Source organism: Novosphingobium sp. TK71 (genome assembly GCF_055361505.1).
The window spans coordinates 1,530,789-1,550,000 of the sequence record NZ_JBSZKA010000001.1; the positions used below are offsets into that span (position 1 = coordinate 1,530,789).

Consider the following 19,212-nt stretch of genomic DNA (forward strand, 5'->3'; position numbering starts at 1 on the left):
TCGAGTGATGCTAAAGCGGCGTGATCAGAGTTCGCGCAGAGCTTGTTCGCTGGAGTCGATGTATCGTTCGCGCTGGAGCGTGCCGAAGCGACCATAGGGATAGTCTTCCGGTGTCGGGGCGCTGACGCTGTCCAACTTCGAAATCGCATCGGCGTCGATCTGAAGGTTCGCAGCGACAAGGTTATCCTCCAGCTGCCCCATAGTGCGGGCGCCAATGATGGACGCCGTCACAGACGGCCGGTTGTTGACCCAGCTCAGCGCGACCTGGCTGGGCGTAGCGCCGATCTCGTCGGCGATCTGCCGCAACGCATCGACGGTTGCCCAATTGCGTTCGGACGCGGCGTGCTCCTTGCCGATATGCCCGAGCATCGGGTTGCCGTTGCCGTAGCGCGTACCGTCCTTGTCCACGCCGTGCGCGCGATCATATTTGCCGCTCAGGAACCCGCCTGCCAGCGGCGACCAAGGCAGCAATCCGATGCCGTTATGCAGCGCGGCGGGGATGACCTCATACTCGATCTCGCGGCACACCAGGCTGTACTGCTGCTGCAGCGTGATCGGCACCTGAAGACCCATCGCCTTAGCCGTCGAGAGCGCAAGCTGGAGTTGCCAGCCGGTGAAATTGGACAATCCGACATAGTGGATCTTGCCGGCACGCGCGGCTGCGTCGAGGAAGGCAAGCGTCTCCTCGATCGGAGTCAGCGGATCCCAGCCGTGCATCTGATACAAATCGATCGCCTCGACCCCGAGGCGCTTGAGCGACGCATTCAGCGCGCGATGAAGGTGGGGGCGAGACGTGCCGACATCGTTCACATCGGGGCCGGTTCCAAACCGTGCCTTGGTCGCGATGGCAAGGCGGCTCGTGGTCTCGGGGCGTGCGGCCCGCCAGCGACCGAGGAGTTCTTCCGACGCGCCGCCGCCATAGACGTCGGCCGTGTCGATCATGTTGCCACCTGCTTCGAGGAAGGCGTCGAGAATAGCGAAGGCTTCGTCCTCGGGGGTCTCGGTCCCGAAGCCCATGGTGCCAAGGATCAGGTTCGAGGCCGACAGGCCCGAATTGCCGAGCTTGCGATACTTCATGGGTCTAAGTCTCCGATGCTTGGTCCTCACCGCAGACGCGCCCGAGACCATTTCACCGGATGAAGATAAACCTCACGGCATTAAGTGATTAGCCACCGCATTCTGCATAGCCTTAGAAGCGCGTTTTCTTAATGGGAGTGTGTCGCGGGGTTATTCCGCATTGTGCAGAGGTCAGGAGCTGCGATAGCGAAGCACTTCGAGCACGAGCGCAAAAGCGGGGGAGTGGTGCCGGCGGCTCGGATAGTAGAGATGATAGGCGGGCCGTGGCGGCGACCAGTCGGCAAGGACGCGGACCAGTCGGCCCTCCTGAATCAGCGCGTCCACCTGATCTTCGGGAAGATAGGCAAGCCCTAGCCCCTCGAGCGCGGCTTGGCGCATCAGAACCAAGGTGCTGAACGCTGCCCGTCCGTCGATGCGTACCTTCAGCTCACGCCCATCCTTGTAAAGGTCCCATGCGTAGTAACTGCCATAGGTAGGTAGCCGGAGCTTCAAGCAGCTATGCTCTGTCAGGTCGTGGGGCGTGAGAGGCGGTGGCCGTCCTTCGAAGTAGGACGGTGCGCCGACGACGGCGAAGCGAAAATCCCGGGCGATCGGGACCGAGATCATGTTCTTGTCGACCTGCTCACCGAGCCGCACGCCCGCGTCATATCGGTCTGCGACGATGTCTTTCAGACCATAGTCGCTGATGATCTCGACGTTTATGTCCGGGTATTCGAGGAGTAAAGGCGCGAGCTTTGGCCAGATTATGGTTTCGGCGGCGTGCTCCACGGTGGTGATACGCACCGTGCCGGCCGGCTTGTCGCGCATCCCGCTCAGCGCCGCGATCTCGCTTTCGATTTCGTCAAAATGCGGGCCGATGCTGTTGAGCAGACGTTCGCCAGCCTCGGTGACCGAAACGCTTCGGGTCGTGCGCGTGAGCAATCGCAGTCCCAGACGCGTTTCCAGCGTGCGCACAGTATAACTCAGCGCCGACTGTGAGACCCCCAACTGAGCCGCAGCCTTGGTAAAGCTCTGCGCACGCGCGACCGCGATAAAGGCCAGATAGTCATTCACGTTCTCTCGGCGCATTCAGAAGCCCAATTTCTAGGTCTATGCAGATAATGCCATCTAATAGGCCATTCCCGGATGAATTAAAATATCGACTTGTCGCCGGATTATGGTGAGCCCCTGTGCGCAGCGGCGGTAGTGCCTGGCAGCGATCTGAGGGCTGGATTTCGGGCAACGCGGCTGGGTGTCGGTCTCGATCGGCTGCTCAACAAACCGAGGCCGCGGCGCGGCATCACAAGAAGAGAAGGCAGATTCTATGGCTGACGAGAAAGTATGGTTCATCACCGGTGCGAGCCGCGGACTCGGCGTCGATATCGCGCAGAAGGCGCTGGCGGCAGGGCACTCCGTCATCGCAACAGGACGCGACGCAGAGCGGGTGCGGCAAGCGGTTGGTGCGCACGACCATCTTCTGACCGTCGCGCTGGATATCACCGATTCCAAGGCCGCAGCGGCAGCCGCCCAGGCCGGGGTCGATCGCTTCGGCCGGATCGATGTTCTCGTCAACAATGCCGGCAACTTCTATGCGGGCTTTTTCGAGGAGATCAGCGACGCGCAGTTCCGGGCGCAGTTGGAAACCAACTTCTTCGGCCCGTTGAACGTAACCCGTGCCATCCTGCCGATTCTGCGCAAGCAGCGTAGCGGTCAGCTGATCACTGTCACCTCCACCGCCGCTCTGGTCGGCGGAGCATTCACGTCAGCCTACGCGGCATCGAAGTTTGCGCTTGAAGGGTGGCTCGACTCATTGCGCCCAGAACTCGAGGCATACGGCATCGCCGTCATGTCCGTCGTGCCGGGCTTCTTCCGCACCGAGCTGCTGGTCGAGGGCGCCTCGACAATCTGGCCCGAGCTTTCGATCGAGGACTATGCCGAGCGCACCGCGCAGACGATCGAAGCGTTGAAGGGCATGAACGGCCAGCAGGTCGGTGATCCCGGGAAGCTCGCTGCGGCGCTGGTAACCCTGTCGGACTCCGGGGCGTTGCCCCAGCGCTTCGTGGCGGGTTCAGATGCCATCGCTGCCGTCGAGGCCAATCTGAATATCATTCAGGGTCAGATTGATGCGCACCGCGACCTGTCCGCGTCGATGTCCTTCGATGCAACGGCCTAATCATTACTGAGAAAGGCCCACTCATGATTTCGAAACTGACGGGAACCGTTGCGGTCGTGACCGGCGCAAGCAGCGGCATCGGCGCCGCCACGGCAAGACGCTTGGCGCAAGCAGGCGCCTCGGTCGCGCTCCTGGCACGCCGCAAAGAGCGGCTCGACGCCCTTGTCGCCGAGATTGAAGCGGCTGGAGGGACAGCACTCACCGTTCCTTCCGACATCGCTGACCAGGCACAGGCAGAAGCCGCCATTCAGTCGGTCATCGCCCGCTTCGGTCGGATAGACATCCTGATCAACAATGCCGGCCTCATGTTGATCGGCCCGATCGTCGGCGCAGATGTCGATGAATGGGAGCGTATGCTGGACGTCAATGTGCGTGGCCTGCTCTACATCAGCATGCGACTCTGCCGCATCTGCTGACTGCGGCGGCGGCTGGGCCCCGAAACGTCGCCGACGTGGTGAACATCAGTTCGACCGCTGGACGACGGGCATCCGCACTTTTTGGGATCTACAACCTGACCAAGTTCGGGGTGAATGGGTTCACCGAGTCGCTCCGCCAGGAGGTGACACGGCGCCATGTCCGTGTTGGTGTGCTGGAACCCGGCGCGGTCGTGACCGAGCTCATTTCGCATAATAATGACCACATGCTCAGCGAGATGCTGGAGCCGTTCAACGCACAGCATGAGCGCCTTGAAGCCGAGGATATCGCGGATGGGATCGCGTTCATGGTGACCCGTCCGCGCCGTGCGTCGATCGCAGAAATGTGGGTCATGCCGACCGACCAGGTGACCTAAATTAAGCGCGGCCAGACTTGCGGCGCTTTGCCGGAAAAGGCTCCCGCTTTCGAGAAAACGCGGAAGCCCGGGCATGCAAACTAAGGATCGCAAGCGTCGAGCGATGAGCGTCGCAGTTTCACATTCTGGGAGGTGCTGCTCATGCCGCACTATACTAAGGTGGACGACCGGTTTCGGCGCGAGCTGACTCTTTTGTCGTGGCGATGCAACGGCTGAAGTTGGTCGATAGTGTTGAAAAACTCAGCCTTGCAGTAGTCGTGAAGTCCTGATTCACTGGTCCTGTCGTAGGGAGACAGTCTGATGATGGGTGCTCGAACGGTGATGCAGGAGGCGCTGTTTTACAGCTTCAGCCTAGAGGACCATGTGCCGCAAAGTCACCTGCTGCGGGCCGTTGACCCCTTTGTGGACCTGAGCGGTATCCGGGAGAAGCTGCGGCCATTCTATAGTGAGACGGGCCGCCCTTCGATCGATCCCGAACTCATGATCCGGATGCTGCTGATTGGCTATTGCCTGGGGATCCGGTCAGAACGGCGGCTCTGCGAGGAAGTGCATCTCAACCTTGCCTATCGCTGGTTTTGCCGCCTCGGCCTTGACGGAGCGGTGCCGGATCATTCGACGTTCTCCAAGAACCGCCACGGCCGCTTTCGGGATAGCGATCTGTTGCGGGACCTGTTCGAGATGACGGTCACGCGCTGTATCGAGGAGGGATTGGTCGGTGGTGAGGGGTTTGCCGTCGACGCCAGCCTGATCAAGGCCGACGCGAACCGGCAGCGAGGTGTGCCCGGCGAGGAAGGCTTGCCCCCGGACATCGGCAACCATGCAGCCCGGGAGTATTTGGAGGTGCTCGATGCGGCAGCGTTCGGCGCGGCATCGCCCGTCACGCCCAAATATCTGTCACCTGCCGATCCTGCAGCGCGCTGGACGAGCGCTCATGGCGGACAAGCCTTCTTCGCTTACAGCACCAATTATCTCATCGATTTGGAAAACGCGGTAATTGTTGATGTTGAAGCCACCACGGCCATTCGCCCTGCCGAGGTGACGGCGCAGCGAACGATGATCGATAGGACGCAGAAACGCTTTGGCATTTGGCCACAGCGCTTGGCCGCCGATACTGGTTATGGCGATGCCGCCAATATCGCTTGGCTTGTCCATGAGCGCGGCATCGAACCGCATATTCCAATTTTCGATCATGCGGGCCGCCGGACTGGAAGCTACCAACGCGCTGAGTTCCGCTACGACCATCAAAATGATCTTTATGTATGTCCCGGCGGCAAAGAGCTGTTCCCGCGCCGCAAGAACTATGCGATCCCACCGCCTGACGTCGATCAAGACGGGTTCATCCGCTACCGCGCCAGTAAACATGATTGCGATGCCTGCGCTCTCAAGCCGCAATGCTGCCCAGGTCAGCCCAACCGAAAAGTGATCCGATCAATCCACGAGGGGGCACGGGATCTGGCAAGAGATTTGTCCAAAACCGACGCCTATGTCACCTCCCGCCGGGAGCGAAAAAAAGTTGAAATGCTGTTCGCCCACCTCAAACGCATCCTCAAGCTCGACCGCTTGCGTCTGCGAGGACCAAATGGTGCAAAAGACGAGTTCCTCTTGGCTGCCACAGCACAAAACCTCCGCAAGATGGCTAAGCTGATCCCGATGCCCGCCACCCCAGGGCCTGCATAATCGGAATGAGCCCTCCTAACTGCCCCTGAGTTGGCAACAGCGTCGATCTCAACGGGGGATTTTTCAACACTATCGGTCGACACCCGCCGGGAAAGCGGACCGTCAGCACCTAGAGGTCAAAAATTGGATGCTGAGCGTCCGATAGGGGTCGGCGACGGACTGGCAGCAACGCGCCCTAGTCAGCCACTCGAGGGCCGATCTGGCGTGCCAGGAAGCCGTCGGTCCGGTTACGCTTGTCGACCCGATCGGCTGGCAGTCGGGATGGGTGGATTGCAGCATGCCCGATTTTGAAAATGCAGATGCGGAGAGTCGATATGTCCGGCGCTGGAGCTCCCCGAAAACGACTATGGTATTCTAGGAACGGTGACGAGCCGCTGCATCAACGCGTCAGCAATAGCGGTCATGCCGTTTTCATTGGGATGATAGGGCACGAAACCCGGTGCCGATCTCTCCGTCGGGAAACCCGTAATCCATGGATCGCGGCTGCAGGCATCGTGGTGGGCTGACAATGTCGATGCCTGGATAACGTCGGCCTGCGTTTCTGCTGCCACACGCTTGGTGAGCCGCGCGAGCCTTTGCGCGACCAGCCTAATGCTCTGGACCGTATCCGGACTCATGGGAGCATTACCGCATGTCCCCGTTGCGGGTAGGACAGACAGATAATCCACGAAAACCAGTCGGGCGGTAGGCGACCGCCGATGAACTTCGGCGGCGATCTGTCGCATACCGGCCTCGACCTTTGTCCACGCATCAGCCCCTGCCGGGGGCGAGGGGCATTTGAAATTGCGCGACGCGGCAGGCACTGGAGCCGTAGTGCAGGAGGCAGACCACAGCATCCCGAAATAGCCGACATCATTGCCACCGATTGTTGCCGTGACTAGCTTGGTGTCGACAGTCAGCGCTTCGATCTGAGCTGGCAGTTCTTTCCACGGCCCGAGGACATGTTCGGTTGTAGCACCGCTACAACTTACATCGATGAGCCGCAAATTTAGCTTTCGAGCCAGGATATGCGCGTAGTTGTCCGTTGATCGCGCGCACCGGTTCTGTGGCTGATCCGCTGAAGTCGTGATGCCAGGCCCAGCGGCATAAGAACTCCCCATTGCCACATAGATTGATGCCGGCGAGATCGGACTGACATGCGTGGAACGCGGTGTCGCACAGGCGGCGATACTCAATAAAGTGAGCAGGCAGCCGAAACCCCATTTCAAATCGCGCAAGTTTGCATTCCTTTCGATGCCGTGCACCCAATCAAAGGTTCACGAAGGAACTACCAACGGCCTTACATCTTTGAAGTTTGAATTTACGAATGACCGAAGTGCGGTAGTGACCGCACTTCATGAATAGCTGCTATAGAGCCCCACATCATTGACCTGAGCAGTCGCAATGGGGCGTGTGCAGCTAGCCCTCTTTGCGCCCCTTTCTGCCCTTCGACATTGATTTCTTCGCACCTGGAAGCGGACATTCGATTTACGAATGGGTCTCCGACATTTCCGTCAGACGAAGGGTTAGGGTTGCCCAAGCTGCAGACAGTCCGCCGGATCATTTCTCATTTAGCATCTCGCTGATTTTCGCCGACAAGACCTCGATTTGGAATGGCTTCGTGATCATAGCCATATTGGTTCCGAGGAAACCGGCGCGGATCGCGGCGTTTTCCGCATAGCCTGTGACAAAGAGAATCGGGAGATCAGGATGATGGTCGCGCGCGATCTCTGCGAGTTGCCGCCCGTTCATGCCTGGCAGGCCTACGTCCGACACCATGAGGTCGAAATGCTGGCCGGAACGAAGTATTTCGCTGGCACGAGTGGGTTCGGCCGCCTCGAACGTCCGATAGCCAAGCTCCTCCAGCACGTCACGCACAACAAGCCGAACCGAGTCGTCGTCCTCGACCAGCAGAACGGACTGGCCATCGCCTTGCCGTACCGTGCCAAACGTCGCGAGGGCCTCACTATCGACCACGCTATCAGCTGCGGGCAGGAAAATGCTGACAGTTGTACCCATGCCGACCGTAGAGTGGATCCTGACCTGCCCATTCGACTGCTTGGCAAAGCCGTAAACCATCGAAAGGCCGAGGCCCGTGCCCTGACCGATCGGCTTGGTCGTGAAGAAGGGCTCGAATACTTTCTCCAGCGTCTCTTCGTCCATGCCAACGCCGGTATCGGAAACCGACACGATGACATAGCTGCCGGGCTCCACGCCTGGATGCTCGGAGCAGTAGACGTCATCAAGATCCGCCGTGCGCATCTCGATCGTGAGCCTCCCGCCGTCAGGCATCGCGTCACGCGCGTTGATCGCGAGATTGACGATCGCGCTCTCAAGCTGGTTCGCATCAACTATTCCGGCAGGCAGGGCATCAGCAGACACAATCGAGAGCTCAACCTTTTCAGTCATCGTCCGGCGCAACAGTTCCTCAAGGGACGAGACCAGAGCGTTGATGTCGGTGGCACGGCTATCAAGCGACTGGCGGCGGGAGAATGCAAGCAACCGGGCAGTCAGGCCCGCGGCGCGCTGTGCAGCGGCGGCTGCGGTGTCCATGAAGCGATCGATATCATCGATACGGCCCGATGCGATACGACGCTTCATGATGTCGATCGCGCCTATCACGCCGGTCAGCATGTTATTGAAATCGTGGGCGATGCCGCCTGTGAGCTGCCCGACAGTTTCCATCTTCTGGGCCTGGCGCAAGGCGGCTTCCGCACGCTCGCGCTCGACGGCCTCGGCCTCAAGCTGCTCGAGCGCGCTCTTGAGGTCAGCGGTACGCTCGGCGACCTGCGCTTCGAGGGTGCGAGCCGCATCGACGAGGGCCTCCTGGGCCCGTTTCTGTTCGTCGATATCGACGATCACGGAGATAGCACCTGTGACTGTGCCCTCCTCGTCCTTGAGAGGAACGCTGCCCACCCGCGTCCAGACATTCGGTTCGTTCGGCGGGTGATAGAGAAACTCCACGCCACCGAAAATTTCACCGCGAAGCGCGCGCATGCCGGGGAAGTCTTTGGGTTCGAGGCGCTTTCCATCGGCATCCCACGCCTCCCAGCGAGATTGGATGCTCGGATCCAAGCCTGGGATGGTGCCGTCAATGTCGAAGCGGCGGAACGCCGGATTGACAAGTTGCGTATCTCCCGCGGGACCGATGAAGGCGACGCCGACCGGCAAATACTCGAGCAAGGTCGACAGGCGGCGGCGCTCGGCCTCGAGTTCGACGACCTGATCACGAAGCAGGAACTGCTTCTGCCTTGCCTTCATGGCCGACGCGATAGCGCTCAGCAGAGACTCTGAGCTCAGGGGGCGTTCGAGCAAGACGACGTTGGTAGCATTGTCCGGCAATCGCCGCCTGATTGCTTCTGCGGCGATTCGGCGCCCTGCCTGACGGCCCGCGAGCAGGACGAAGGGCATGTCGGACCAGGCCGGTTGTGCTTCCAGCGCGTGACGCAAGGTCCCCAACTGTCCCGTCAACGCTTCTTCAGTGATGAGAATGGTGCCGACATGGTCGTCGAAAGCGCCCGCCAACTCATCGAGGCTCTCGCATATGAGGGTATCATAGCCACTTTGCGCCAGGAGACTGGCAACGCTTAGCGCGTCCTGTCCGTATGGAGCGTTTATGAGGACGCGATGCCCTTCGGGTGCGATCCTATGCACCTTCGCCGCGATCTTCCATGAGCGGCGCTTGGGGCCCGACATACTCCGGCGATCCAGTCAGGATACCTTTGAACTCCACAAGAGGCTCACCGACCCTCACGCCCTTCGCATCGATGCGGAACTCGCGAATCTTGTCCTCGTGTGGGCCACTGCGATTCTTGACGATGGAAATCGCCTTACGGAGGCGACCCTGCGCCTCGAAGAAGCGGATCAGGATCACGACGTCGGCGATGTAGGATACATTGAGATTGTGCCCCTGCATGTTGCCAAAGAAACCCTGCTGCGGGTTGACCAGCAGGGTCACGACGCCTGCTTGATTGAGATACGAAAGCAACTCGTGAAGCTGCAGGATCAGCTGCTGCTCCTGCGGCATCGCTGCCAGATACCCGTTGAGACTATCGATGAGGATGAATTTGGCGTTGCCCTCATTGACCTGCTTGCGGACCATGGCCGCAAACTGACCAGGCGCGACTTCGGCGGCGTCGAGCTGTCGCAGGGCGAGGCACCCTTCATCGATGAATCGTTGAAGATCGATCCCGAACGCCTTCGCACGTCCCATCAACGTGCCGATGCGCTCGTCGAATTGGTAGATGGCGCAATTCTCGCGTCGCCGGCATGCAGCTGCGATGTACTGGAGTGCTAGGGAGGTTTTGCCCGCGCCGGCAGGTCCGGTGATGAGCGTACTGGTGCCCCGCGCGGGCCCGCCGCTCAGCAGTGCGTCCAATTCCTCGACTTCGCTGCCGACCGGTTCGCCCACAAACGGCTTATGATGATCGGCGGCGATGAGACGGGGAAAGACGTCTAGACCGCCTTTTCGAATGATGAGGTCGTGGAAGCCTGCGACAAAATCGACACCGCGCAGCTTCTGGACCTGAAGGCGTCGGCGCGCGGCGCCGAAATCCAGAGTGAGACGCTCCAGTGTGATGACGCCGTGACAGAGGCTGTGCAGATGGCTGTCGCGCTCGGCCCTGGTGCCGGTCAGGTCATCGATCAGGATCACGGTTGTCTTGAGACCAGTGAAGAACTGCTTGAGCTGGAGGAGGTGACGGCGATAGCGGAGCGGATCCTGGGCCAGGAGACGCATTTCGGAGAGGCTGTCGAAGACGACACGCTTTGGCTTGACGCGCTCCACCTCCTTCTTGATGAGGTCGATGGTGCCGCCGAGTTCCATCTCCCAGCTATGCAGGATCGACTGCTCGCGTCCGGCGCCCAGCACTTCTTCTGCGGAAGCGAGCTCGAACAGGGCTACGCCGTCGAGGTCCCAACCATGCGACCGGGCGACAACCTCGAGTTCCTCACTGCTTTCCGAGAGTGTGATGTAAAGGACGGGATCGCCTCGTCTCGCACCGTCTAGAAGGAACTGGAGCGACAGGGTTGTCTTTCCTGATCCCGGGCTGCCTTCGATCAGATAGAGGCGGTTGGCCGGCAGGCCGCCACCCAGGATCAGGTCCAGACCTTCATTGCCTGTCGAAATGCGTTCTTCGGGTCCCAAAATTGCCCACCTTCGTTCCGTTCTGCGTAATGAACGCTTATCGAACGAAAACGTCCCCGATCACAATGAGGAGTCTCCTTTCCGCTTACTCTGGCGACGAAGGAGGAGGTAAGATCGATGCTATCGTAGACCGGCGCGCATCGCGCGACATCGGCGGCGGAACCGGCGGACTGCTTCTTGGTGTCGGCGCGGCCACGGTGCTGTGCAGGTTAGGGTTGCAGACTAAAGGCCGATCTTTGAAGGCCACGCTCTAAACGAGACGTTCCGGAATCGGCCCGTCTTGAGCATCCAGAATGGGAAAGCTGCCGGTCCGCACCTGGGAGCGTAAAATTGAGTGCTGAATCACCGCAAAGGGTCGGGGTGCGATGGGGCAGGGCTTTGGATAGTCCTGCCAATCGGCGGCGCGATTGGAAACATCCGGTTACGCTAACACCGATCATTCGTGGATTCGCAGGGGGAACAATGTGGGCGTGGCACAGGCCGGTCGCCGCGCATTGCAACGCCCGACAGCTAATCCCCGCGAGTGTCATTTGCGCTCCGCGGGCCGGCTGACCATCGTGACGTTCTTCGGATTGATCACGACGTTGATGCCGCTGGTCGTTGCCATTTCGGCTCCATAGTCGTCCAGATCGATGACCGCCGGCCGAACATCCAGCAGCTCGAACCCGGTGGACGCGAACGCGCTCGCCTCCTCTCCTTTCTGCTCGAGAATGACCTTGGTGGCGAGCGTGATCCCGCATCCGGCAAACTCTATGGTGTTGAAGTAGATCGCCTCCAGCCGGACCTCGTCGGTCACCCCGCCGATCGCGTCGAACTCAAAGCGTGCCGCGGAGGAGGGATTGAACATCATGTCGAGCGACATCTGCATCGCCGGTGCAGCCCAGATGTCTTCGAGCGAGAAAGGCTCCGATGTCGATATGCCAGCGATATCGAGGGCTTGTCGGAACCGCTCGACGAACTCCAGCAGGCGCGGAAGATCGTCGAGATTGGGTCCGTCCAATCCCTCTTGCGTGGGAATGCCCGGTATCCGGATGCCCCTGAAGTCCAGTTCCACCGTAGCCTTGCCACTTGCGAGGTAGGTCAATCCGCGCAGCAGTTGCCGACGCTTTCGAGGTGGAAGCTGCCCTCGTAGAACAGCAGATTGAGGGCGGCATGGCGAATCGCAAGCATCGGTCCGCCCTCGACCGGAAACGGAATCGCTGTCTCACAGTCGAACACGGCGGCCGGAAGCAGCGGCCCTGAGCGCACGATGATCGCGCATGGACCTATCGTCGGCAGATCGATCGGGAATTCCTCCATCCCTTCCAAGAGGGAGCCTTTGTAGGGGACCCGGATCCCGAAGCGACGATCATAGGCCTGGAGCTGGACCGGCCTCAGCGGCACCTGTGCGTCGCCAGCTGGTGGCGCTTGCCCTCGAAATAGCCGTCGACGTCTGTGGGGCAGATCTCGGCGAGCGCATCGCGCAGCCCTTCGGCAGTGGGCTTGAAGCGGCGCCCTTTTCGATAGTCGAAGGACATCCAGATGTGGTTGATGTCCGTCCGACCCTCGGCCTCGGCGACGCGCAAGCGGCGTAGGATCTTGGCGAGCTCCTTGCCGAGAAGATGAATGACATAGCCCATGAGCTCGGTCCCGTCCGGACGCATCCGGAAGACGACGATAGCGGACGGCCCCCGGTCCTTCGCCAGACGCTCCATCGCCGACAGGCGCGCGCGCACCGCCCCGCTCTCGCCGGCAGTGCATTTGAGCTGGACCATGCATGCGCGCGGCTCGCGTTGATCAAGCGTTTCCTGCGGCGTTCCTTCCATCGGAAACTCAACACGAAAATCCCAGCCTGCCCGATCACGGCTCGTACGGCTGCAGATCAGCTTAGCCTGGGTGCACAGTTTGGCGAAGAGGTTCTCGCCAGCTTCTCCCAGTTCATCGGGGGTCAAGGCTCCAGTCATGGCGCCTGTCAATTCCTGTTGAGGCCCATCGCGCGGCTCTGGAGCTTGTGCTTCCAGAGCTGCTCGACTGCGACGATCTCCTCATTGGTCGCCGACGATCCGCTGACCTCGAGGATGCTGACCTGATAGTCGCTGGGCTCGCTGCTCTTGAGACCAATATTGCCGCCATGTCCGTCCTGGGCATAATTCTGCCAGCGGCCGAAAAAGCCGGCGTCGCCAGTTGCCGAGCCGACGTATTGCTCTCTGGTTTTGGCCGACGTGAGGAGATAGACGCCGCGTGCCGCGCGTAGGGCAGAGACCCAGGTCGCTGGCAGCCCCTGCACGTCGGAGATGTTCGCGATGAAGTGCGTGTATCCCGGAAACGCATCTTCCCGGAACGCGCGGGTCAGCTCGACGATTGGCTTATTCTGTCGATCCGGACGCTGTACCCAGGACCTGGCGCCCGCCCCCCATTCGATCCACAGCCGTCCGATATAGAGTTCAAGTTCGCCGACCCGAGCCGTCTCATAGAGGTCGAGCTCGCCATTGCTGAGAGTCATGCCAGGAACGAGATGGAGCGGATCGATCCACGAAGCATCGACCGTGCCGACGCGCCGGGCTGTATAGATCCCTGCGAACAGCGTTCCACCGGTCGGCGGAGCCACGAAGCTCGCCCAGAAGGGCACCGCGAGCCCGGCGCGGTTGCCAATCGTCTGCACCCGTTGATACTCTTCGAAGGAAGGCCGGTCGTCCCGCCAAAGCAAATAGGGCGTGCGGCCGTTCGGCGCCTTCGTCTGGTGGCGGAGCAGACGGACCTGCCCGGCGGCGAGCCCCGCTTTCTCGAGCAGATCTGTGAATAGCAGCATCAGAACCCCCTAATCTGCTGGACGAGGGTCGAGCGCGGCGGCTGTGTCACGCCAAAGGCTGCGGCGATCTCTCCCCATGCGGTTTCGAGCTCAGTCAGCCGCTCGTCCTCGCCCAAGCCCGCCAAAGTGAACTCGGCCGTGGCGCTAGGCTCAAGGGCCACCGGCTTGCCGCCCCACCGTGTGTCCGAGATCCAATGCAGGCCTTCGAGGCCGGTGGCACCGATCATGACATCGAACGGGCCTTTAGCGCCCTGCCGTTGCAGGACTGGTAGGTTCTCGTCGATGAAGTCATTGATATGCGAGATAAGCGCATCGGCGAAGAACAAGGCCCGATCCTCCCGATCGGCGATGAAAGGGTCGACGCCCCAAAGCTCGCCGGTGCTGCGAAACTGCATCACACAATTGGTCAGAGGCCTTTCACCTGATGCCCGCAGACTACCACTGTAAACGATGAAACCGCCCTTGGTGGCACCCCAGCTATACCCCTGCGTCGGCCCCATGATCCGCGGGCGGACGCCATCTTGGACGGTCTCGCGCGGCGCCGACCAATGACGCGGACGAATGCGGACATAGCCGTAGGGGCCTTCGGTCAGGACTTTGGTGCCGGGCGCGCCATCCTCGTTGATCGTCAGTGGAGTGGCGGGATCGAACCACAGGGCCGGATCCGCGGGATGAGCGTACTGCCATGCCGGTGAGCTGGGCTCAGGCAGCGCCGGCGTTGCGACGGCGATCGATGCTCGCAGGGCCTCGCGCAGCGCGGACCGGAGCTTGTCCCGTTCCGTTCGCAAGTCCGCCGAGGGCGCGCCTTCCGGCAGATGGAAACTCATCGGCCCCCGCCGTCCGCGCATGTCGAACGGGAGCTGCTCGATAGTCGCCCCGGGATAGGCCGTGTTCCACACGTTGATGACGCGCTCGAGTCCAATTGCGCGCTTCGCATAGCCGAGTTCGATCAGAACGTTGGGATTGGCGATCGCCTTGCCGTTGGCCGCTACCGCGATCGGGGTGACGTCTCCGACGAAGACCTTGGCAGCCTCGATTTTGGCGAGGATGGTGCTGACGATATCCGGCGAGCCGGCGACACCCTTCGTATCGGAGGTAAGCTCGTGACGTTCCTCGAGTTCGGCATCCAAATCCTCGATTGCCAGCGCGAGGGCGTCGCGCACGATATTGCGAGTGACGCGCGGGTCGAGATCACTTTGCCAAGACCAGAAAATAGTACTCATCGCCCCCCTTTGTAATGCTCCTCCCGCGACATGCCATGTGTTAATATACGTGCAAACCGTGATAGGTCCGCGGCGCGTCATTCGCATGTGTGTCGCCGCCCGAACGAACGGCGAATTTCGAAGAACGCGCGCGGGGCATCGAACGGCGGCTATGTCGGCGGTTCCGACCGGGCGGCCTGAGGCAGCCCGAATGACTCTCCATTTCAGACTGCGACGTCCGTGCAGCTAGAAGCGAGCGTCTTAATCTTGTCGGCACCTGCCGGGATAGCAGACCGTCGGCAGCTGGGGATCAAAAATTGGGTGCTGAGAGTCTTAAATGGGTCGACGTAGGATGCAGACAACACCCGCATCGTGACCAGGCGCAGTCGCGGCAAAGCCGATGGAATGCCGCCATCTGCGCATCATTTCCAGCGTCAAGCTGCGGCTTGGTCCCAAAGGCCCATTAGCGAGGTAATTGCAGCATCGATCTGCGACAAAGGCACCCCGTCTTTTACTTCAAATGACATGCCAGTCAGGAAGGTGTTTAACGTCCTCGCCACCGCAATCGTATCAGTGGTTGGTGACAGATCTCCGTTGGCTTTCGCTCTCTCCACATGACGTTCGATTCCCTGCCGGTTGCGTTGACGTTCCTTTGCGAGCAGCGCCTCGACCTGCCGATTTTCTGGGGAACAATTGCTGGCTCCCAGCATGATCAGACAGCCGGGAGGATGCGATTTTGCGGTTTGCATCGCAGCGGATTTACGCAATGCCGTCTCGATCGCATCGCGCGGCGTGAGCGTATCATCCTTCAGGCTTGAAGTTACCTGACCATAGAATCCGATATAACGGTCCACGACATCCTGGAACAGCGCCTCCTTGGACGTGAAAGCCGCATAGAAGCTGGCCGATGATAGCCCTCCCATGCTGGACCTGAGCTGCGACAAGGATGTCGGCTCATAACCTTGGGCCCAGAAAAGCATCATCGCCGCATCGATGGCGGCGTCTCGGTCAAAAGTGCGCGGGCGTCCTGTGCGTGGCATGCCGTCCTCATTTATGGATCAATCGCTCTATAAATCATTGCCATCCGGCTGTCACCAGCGTACTTATGGATCGATCAATCCATAAATGTGAACGTTTCGATGCCTAACAAAGAATTCAATCGGGCAAGCGATCCCATGCCAGTTTCCGCACTGCTAGCGCTCGCGATGACTGGCTTCATCTGCATCGCCACCGAAACCCTGCCGGCCGGACTGCTGCCACAAATTTCCTCGGGCATGGACATTTCATCAGCCCTCGCAGGCCAGACTGTTACTGCTTATGCGATCGGCTCACTGATCGCTGCCATCCCCCTCAGCATCGCGACGCAGGGGTGGCGACGGCGCAGTGTGTTGTTGCTGACGATTGTCGGTTTCCTCGTCTTCAACTCGATCACTGCACTTTCACATAACATACTGCTCACGATGGCAGCCCGGTTCATGGCCGGCATGTCGGCGGGATTGGCCTGGAGCCTGCTGGCGGGATACGCGCGCCGGATGGTTGCACCCGACCAACAGGGCCGAGCGATGGCGATTGCCATGGTTGGAACGCCTGTAGCCTTGTCCCTCGGTGTTCCCTTCGGAACCTGGCTGGGTGCCGCAGTCGGCTGGCGTTCTGCTTTTGGTGTTATGTCACTCCTGACGATCGTGCTGATCCTGTGGGTCCTGGCGAAGGTTCCCGATTATCCCGGTCAGGCCCGCAGCGCGCGCATGCCGCTTTACCGCGTTCTCACTACACCAGGGGTTCGTTCCGTGTTGGGGGTCGTCGTCTGCTGGATGCTCGCACACAACATCCTTTACACCTATGTGGCGCCGTTCGTGACGCCTGCTGGTCTGGCAGACCATGTAGATCTCGTCCTGCTCACATTTGGCATGACAGCTTTGGTCGGAATATGGCTGACCGGGAAGCTGGTCGACCATTTTCTGCGGTTGACCGTGCTGGCCAGTCTTGCTCTGTTCGCGCTGGTCACGGTGATGCTTGTGCTAGGCGCTCGATCCGTCATCGTTATCTACGTCTGCACTGCGATCTGGGGCTTGACCTTCGGCGGCGCGGCAACTTTGCTCCAGACCGCCCTCGCAGATGCTGCCGGCAATAGCGCGGACACGGCCCTGTCGATGAATGTCGTTGCCTGGAACGGTGCGATCGCAGCCGGCGGCCTTGCCGGCGGTTTTATGCTTGAGGCTTGGGGTGTTGCAGCATTCCCTTGGGCCATGCTCGCATTGATATGCGTTGGATTTGTGATCGCCTGGTCAGCACGCGCACACGGCTTTCCTTCAGGAAGCCGGACTAGAGGTATGTCGGTTATAGGACATTGATTTAACGCAGGTGCGGGGGGCAGGTTGCCGCTCCTCGAGCCTTCCGTACTTAAGCAAGCGAAGGCGGTATCTTTCAGCAGGATTACGAATAGCCGCGAAGCTGCTCGCCCAGGCTTGGGTGACGGATATCGCATGCTGGGCAGCAGGAAAGGGTCGACCAGCGACCGGCCGCCTTATTGAAACCGCGTAAAACGGGAACGCCCGGCCCTGGGACAAAACTGCCGTTTACGAGCGCCACCCCGAACGGTAGGTTCCGGATCAAGCAGCCGTTCGCCGGGCTGCAGCCGGCTAGCCAGCGGACGAGATGCCTGGCCGATTGCGGAACGACCGATCGGCGACGTGGAGCGATTTACCGGCAGAGTAAGGAGAGGCTCCCGCGGTGGAGTCGCTCAACAATGCCCCGAGCCGAGCTATCCTAGACAATTATTTTTCCTCGCTTAGACGCTGGGTCAACGACGCGTCGAACCGGTTAGCTAAAGCCTCGCATGCTCCGCGTGCGCGATAGCCATCCGGATCGCCGCGCAGCTTAGCCAGCTTTTCTTCCCCGCCGGAGTGCTCGGGGTGACCGGTAATGAGGATGTCGCAAGGGAGCATGCGCATGGTTGCAAAAGACTGGTGAAACTTGCGTACAACTGCAGGATGTTCTGAATATCTGTAGGTTCCATCGGTCAGTGAGTTCAGGCTGGCAGCGAAGACGATGTCGGCACAGGTATGAACATCGCCCTCTGCTGACCTGGTACACGATGACCAAGACCAGCTCATGCTACCGGGCGTGTGGCCAGGTGTCGCGTGTGCGGTAACAACGACGTTGCCCAGCCGGATTCGCTGCCCATCACGTACTACAGTCACACGGCTGACAGATGGATAGGTGAATAGCGACGAGCGCTGCGGATCCTCGGCGCCGCTGCGTCCGGCGCGCAGCACCGGGGCGGCGGCAGCACTGGCCATCACTTTTGCTCCGCTGGCGCTGGCCAGAGCGGCTATTCCTCCGGCATGGTCATAATGCGGTTCGGTGCTGAGGATGTATTTTACGTCCTGAATGCTGAAGCCTGCCGATTTAAGACTTGCCTCAACAAGTGGGGCGGCTTGTGGAAGTCCAGCATCGATCAGGATTAGTCCATCATCGGTGACAATCATCACCACATTCAAATGCGTGAAACCTACCAGCCAAGTCGAACCGAAGATATTGATCGGCCCGGCAGGCACAAGCCAGCGAGGGGCGAGATCCACTGCAATAGGCCGAGTAAGAGCGTCGGCTGCGCGCGAAGCTGGCGGATTTGCATCCGCGCTTCGCGCAGCAGAACTTGCCACCAAGGCGAGCGCAGAAATCGCGCCCTTCCTGGCAAAGCATCTGAAGCTAGCCATCAAAGGCTGATGAAGTGGCATCGCGCTGGCCCGTCCGTAGAATGCGCGCGGGACGAATGCCTCCGCATGATACGCATCTCGTGCGTATGACTTTCTGTGGTGTGTGAACGAAGCGTTTCTTGTATTGCCCGAGCGGCGGCCAAACACCAAACGCGGGTCAGCGTTGGGCATTACGCACGAACCGCAGCAATTTCACAAGCTCAGGGTTGGACGAACCTGGGTTTGCTCAGACATGACGAAGGACAGCTTCCGAGTGATGGACATTAGCCGCTGTCCGACGACAATGGGCGTCTTGCTGCCAAGCAGCTATCAAACTTGCGAACGACCGGAAATGTCGAGAGCGGAGGTTCGAAGGTCCGGGTCGGAAAGTCGTCTTTTGGTCGCGACCTGACGGTTACCGGACGGTCCGGACCTGGAATGTGAAATTGGTGCCTGAATAGCGACAAAGGGTCGCGGCCCGCTGTAAGCGCCCTGCCCCCGCGCGCCTTAGAGGCGAAGCGGCGCCGCATTCCATCGTCGAACATGCCGGGAGGTGCGGACCGTAAAGCCGTGGCCTTAAGGCACGCGCGGACGATCCTTGCCCTGTCCGCCATAATCAACGCGGCGGATGCCTCGTGATCGCGCGGAATCACTGAACCGCCGACTTCGCAAGCGGTTGTAAAAGCTAACTTAAATCGGGATTTTG

General features: G+C 60.3%; 15 protein-coding genes and 1 pseudogene. 4 read left to right on the top strand and 12 right to left on the bottom strand.

Going from position 1 to position 19,212, the window contains the following annotated elements; all coding sequences use genetic code 11:
• Positions 1-24: 24 nt before the first annotated feature.
• Both ACXJ16_RS22840 and ACXJ16_RS22845 read right to left on the bottom strand, forming a co-directional pair.
• Positions 25-1,077 carry an aldo/keto reductase gene (locus ACXJ16_RS22840; protein ID WP_463922177.1) on the bottom strand — a complete coding sequence of 351 codons (1,053 nt, stop codon included), beginning with the start codon at positions 1,075-1,077 and terminating at the stop codon, positions 25-27.
• 171 nt (positions 1,078-1,248) lie between these two features.
• On the bottom strand, positions 1,249-2,145 hold the full coding sequence (locus ACXJ16_RS22845) for a LysR family transcriptional regulator (protein ID WP_324699379.1): 897 nt from the start codon (positions 2,143-2,145) through the stop codon (positions 1,249-1,251).
• A gap of 235 nt (positions 2,146-2,380) precedes the next feature.
• Between ACXJ16_RS22845 and ACXJ16_RS22850 the strand changes: the two genes are divergently transcribed.
• From ACXJ16_RS22850 to ACXJ16_RS22860, 3 genes and pseudogenes are all read left to right on the top strand, one after another.
• On the top strand, positions 2,381-3,229 hold the full coding sequence (locus ACXJ16_RS22850) for an SDR family NAD(P)-dependent oxidoreductase (RefSeq protein WP_324699378.1): 849 nt from the start codon (positions 2,381-2,383) through the stop codon (positions 3,227-3,229).
• 23 nt (positions 3,230-3,252) lie between these two features.
• Positions 3,253-4,019 (top strand): annotated as a pseudogene (locus tag ACXJ16_RS22855) (SDR family NAD(P)-dependent oxidoreductase).
• A gap of 300 nt (positions 4,020-4,319) precedes the next feature.
• On the top strand, positions 4,320-5,696 hold the full coding sequence (locus tag ACXJ16_RS22860; protein WP_463922183.1) for a transposase: 1,377 nt from the start codon (positions 4,320-4,322) through the stop codon (positions 5,694-5,696).
• 344 nt (positions 5,697-6,040) lie between these two features.
• Here the strand turns inward: ACXJ16_RS22860 and ACXJ16_RS22865 are convergent, their stop codons facing one another.
• The 9 genes from ACXJ16_RS22865 to ACXJ16_RS22905 all read right to left on the bottom strand — a co-directional run bounded on the left by ACXJ16_RS22865 (position 6,041) and on the right by ACXJ16_RS22905 (position 15,851).
• Positions 6,041-6,913 carry an SGNH/GDSL hydrolase family protein gene (locus tag ACXJ16_RS22865; protein ID WP_463922184.1) on the bottom strand — a complete coding sequence of 291 codons (873 nt, stop codon included), beginning with the start codon at positions 6,911-6,913 and terminating at the stop codon, positions 6,041-6,043.
• Between the two features lie 322 nt (positions 6,914-7,235).
• Positions 7,236-9,371 (bottom strand): hybrid sensor histidine kinase/response regulator, encoded by a 2,136-nt coding sequence (locus ACXJ16_RS22870; RefSeq protein ID WP_463922186.1) that lies wholly within the window; start codon positions 9,369-9,371, stop codon positions 7,236-7,238.
• A complete protein-coding gene (locus tag ACXJ16_RS22875) occupies positions 9,322-10,821 on the bottom strand; it encodes an ATPase domain-containing protein (RefSeq protein ID WP_463922188.1) in 1,500 nt (499 codons plus the stop codon). Before ACXJ16_RS22875 ends, ACXJ16_RS22870 begins: the two co-directional genes overlap by 50 nt.
• Positions 10,822-11,347: 526 nt before the next feature.
• Entirely contained in the window at positions 11,348-11,905 is a 558-nt protein-coding gene (locus tag ACXJ16_RS22880) for a hypothetical protein (protein ID WP_463922189.1), read from the bottom strand.
• Positions 11,902-12,120: a hypothetical protein gene (locus ACXJ16_RS22885; RefSeq protein WP_463922190.1), complete on the bottom strand. Its 219-nt coding sequence runs from the start codon at positions 12,118-12,120 to the stop codon at positions 11,902-11,904. Before ACXJ16_RS22885 ends, ACXJ16_RS22880 begins: the two co-directional genes overlap by 4 nt.
• 74 nt (positions 12,121-12,194) lie before the next feature.
• Complete coding sequence (locus tag ACXJ16_RS22890) at positions 12,195-12,752, bottom strand: hypothetical protein (RefSeq protein ID WP_463922192.1); 558 nt, start codon at positions 12,750-12,752, stop codon at positions 12,195-12,197.
• Positions 12,753-12,772: 20 nt separating this feature from the next.
• Positions 12,773-13,609 carry a GIY-YIG nuclease family protein gene (locus ACXJ16_RS22895; protein WP_463922193.1) on the bottom strand — a complete coding sequence of 279 codons (837 nt, stop codon included), beginning with the start codon at positions 13,607-13,609 and terminating at the stop codon, positions 12,773-12,775.
• Complete coding sequence (locus ACXJ16_RS22900; RefSeq protein WP_463922194.1) at positions 13,609-14,832, bottom strand: hypothetical protein; 1,224 nt, start codon at positions 14,830-14,832, stop codon at positions 13,609-13,611. Before ACXJ16_RS22900 ends, ACXJ16_RS22895 begins: the two co-directional genes overlap by 1 nt.
• A 413-nt stretch (positions 14,833-15,245) precedes the next feature.
• Positions 15,246-15,851, bottom strand: coding sequence for a TetR/AcrR family transcriptional regulator (locus tag ACXJ16_RS22905; protein WP_463922196.1), 606 nt, complete (start codon positions 15,849-15,851; stop codon positions 15,246-15,248).
• 99 nt (positions 15,852-15,950) lie between these two features.
• Between ACXJ16_RS22905 and ACXJ16_RS22910 the strand changes: the two genes are divergently transcribed.
• Positions 15,951-17,162 (top strand): MFS transporter, encoded by a 1,212-nt coding sequence (locus ACXJ16_RS22910; protein ID WP_463922198.1) that lies wholly within the window; start codon positions 15,951-15,953, stop codon positions 17,160-17,162.
• Between the two features lie 423 nt (positions 17,163-17,585).
• On the opposite strand, the gene bla is transcribed toward ACXJ16_RS22910, so the two are convergent.
• Entirely contained in the window at positions 17,586-18,473 is an 888-nt protein-coding gene (gene bla, locus ACXJ16_RS22915) for a subclass B3 metallo-beta-lactamase (RefSeq protein WP_463922200.1), read from the bottom strand.
• Between the last annotated feature and the right edge of the window lie 739 nt (positions 18,474-19,212).

Excerpts from the sequence above, each read along its gene's own strand:
- ACXJ16_RS22850 (WP_324699378.1), top strand. The coding sequence starts at position 2,381 with ATGGCTGACGAGAAAGTATGGTTCATCACCGGTGCGAGCCGCGGACTC.
- ACXJ16_RS22870 (WP_463922186.1), bottom strand. The coding sequence starts at position 9,371 with ATGTCGGGCCCCAAGCGCCGCTCATGGAAGATCGCGGCGAAGGTGCAT.
- ACXJ16_RS22840 (WP_463922177.1), bottom strand. The coding sequence starts at position 1,077 with ATGAAGTATCGCAAGCTCGGCAATTCGGGCCTGTCGGCCTCGAACCTG.
- ACXJ16_RS22900 (WP_463922194.1), bottom strand. The coding sequence starts at position 14,832 with ATGAGTACTATTTTCTGGTCTTGGCAAAGTGATCTCGACCCGCGCGTC.
- ACXJ16_RS22860 (WP_463922183.1), top strand. The coding sequence starts at position 4,320 with ATGATGGGTGCTCGAACGGTGATGCAGGAGGCGCTGTTTTACAGCTTC.
- ACXJ16_RS22910 (WP_463922198.1), top strand. The coding sequence starts at position 15,951 with ATGCCTAACAAAGAATTCAATCGGGCAAGCGATCCCATGCCAGTTTCC.
- ACXJ16_RS22885 (WP_463922190.1), bottom strand. The coding sequence starts at position 12,120 with ATGGAGGAATTCCCGATCGATCTGCCGACGATAGGTCCATGCGCGATC.
- ACXJ16_RS22905 (WP_463922196.1), bottom strand. The coding sequence starts at position 15,851 with ATGCCACGCACAGGACGCCCGCGCACTTTTGACCGAGACGCCGCCATC.
- ACXJ16_RS22845 (WP_324699379.1), bottom strand. The coding sequence starts at position 2,145 with ATGCGCCGAGAGAACGTGAATGACTATCTGGCCTTTATCGCGGTCGCG.
- ACXJ16_RS22895 (WP_463922193.1), bottom strand. The coding sequence starts at position 13,609 with ATGCTGCTATTCACAGATCTGCTCGAGAAAGCGGGGCTCGCCGCCGGG.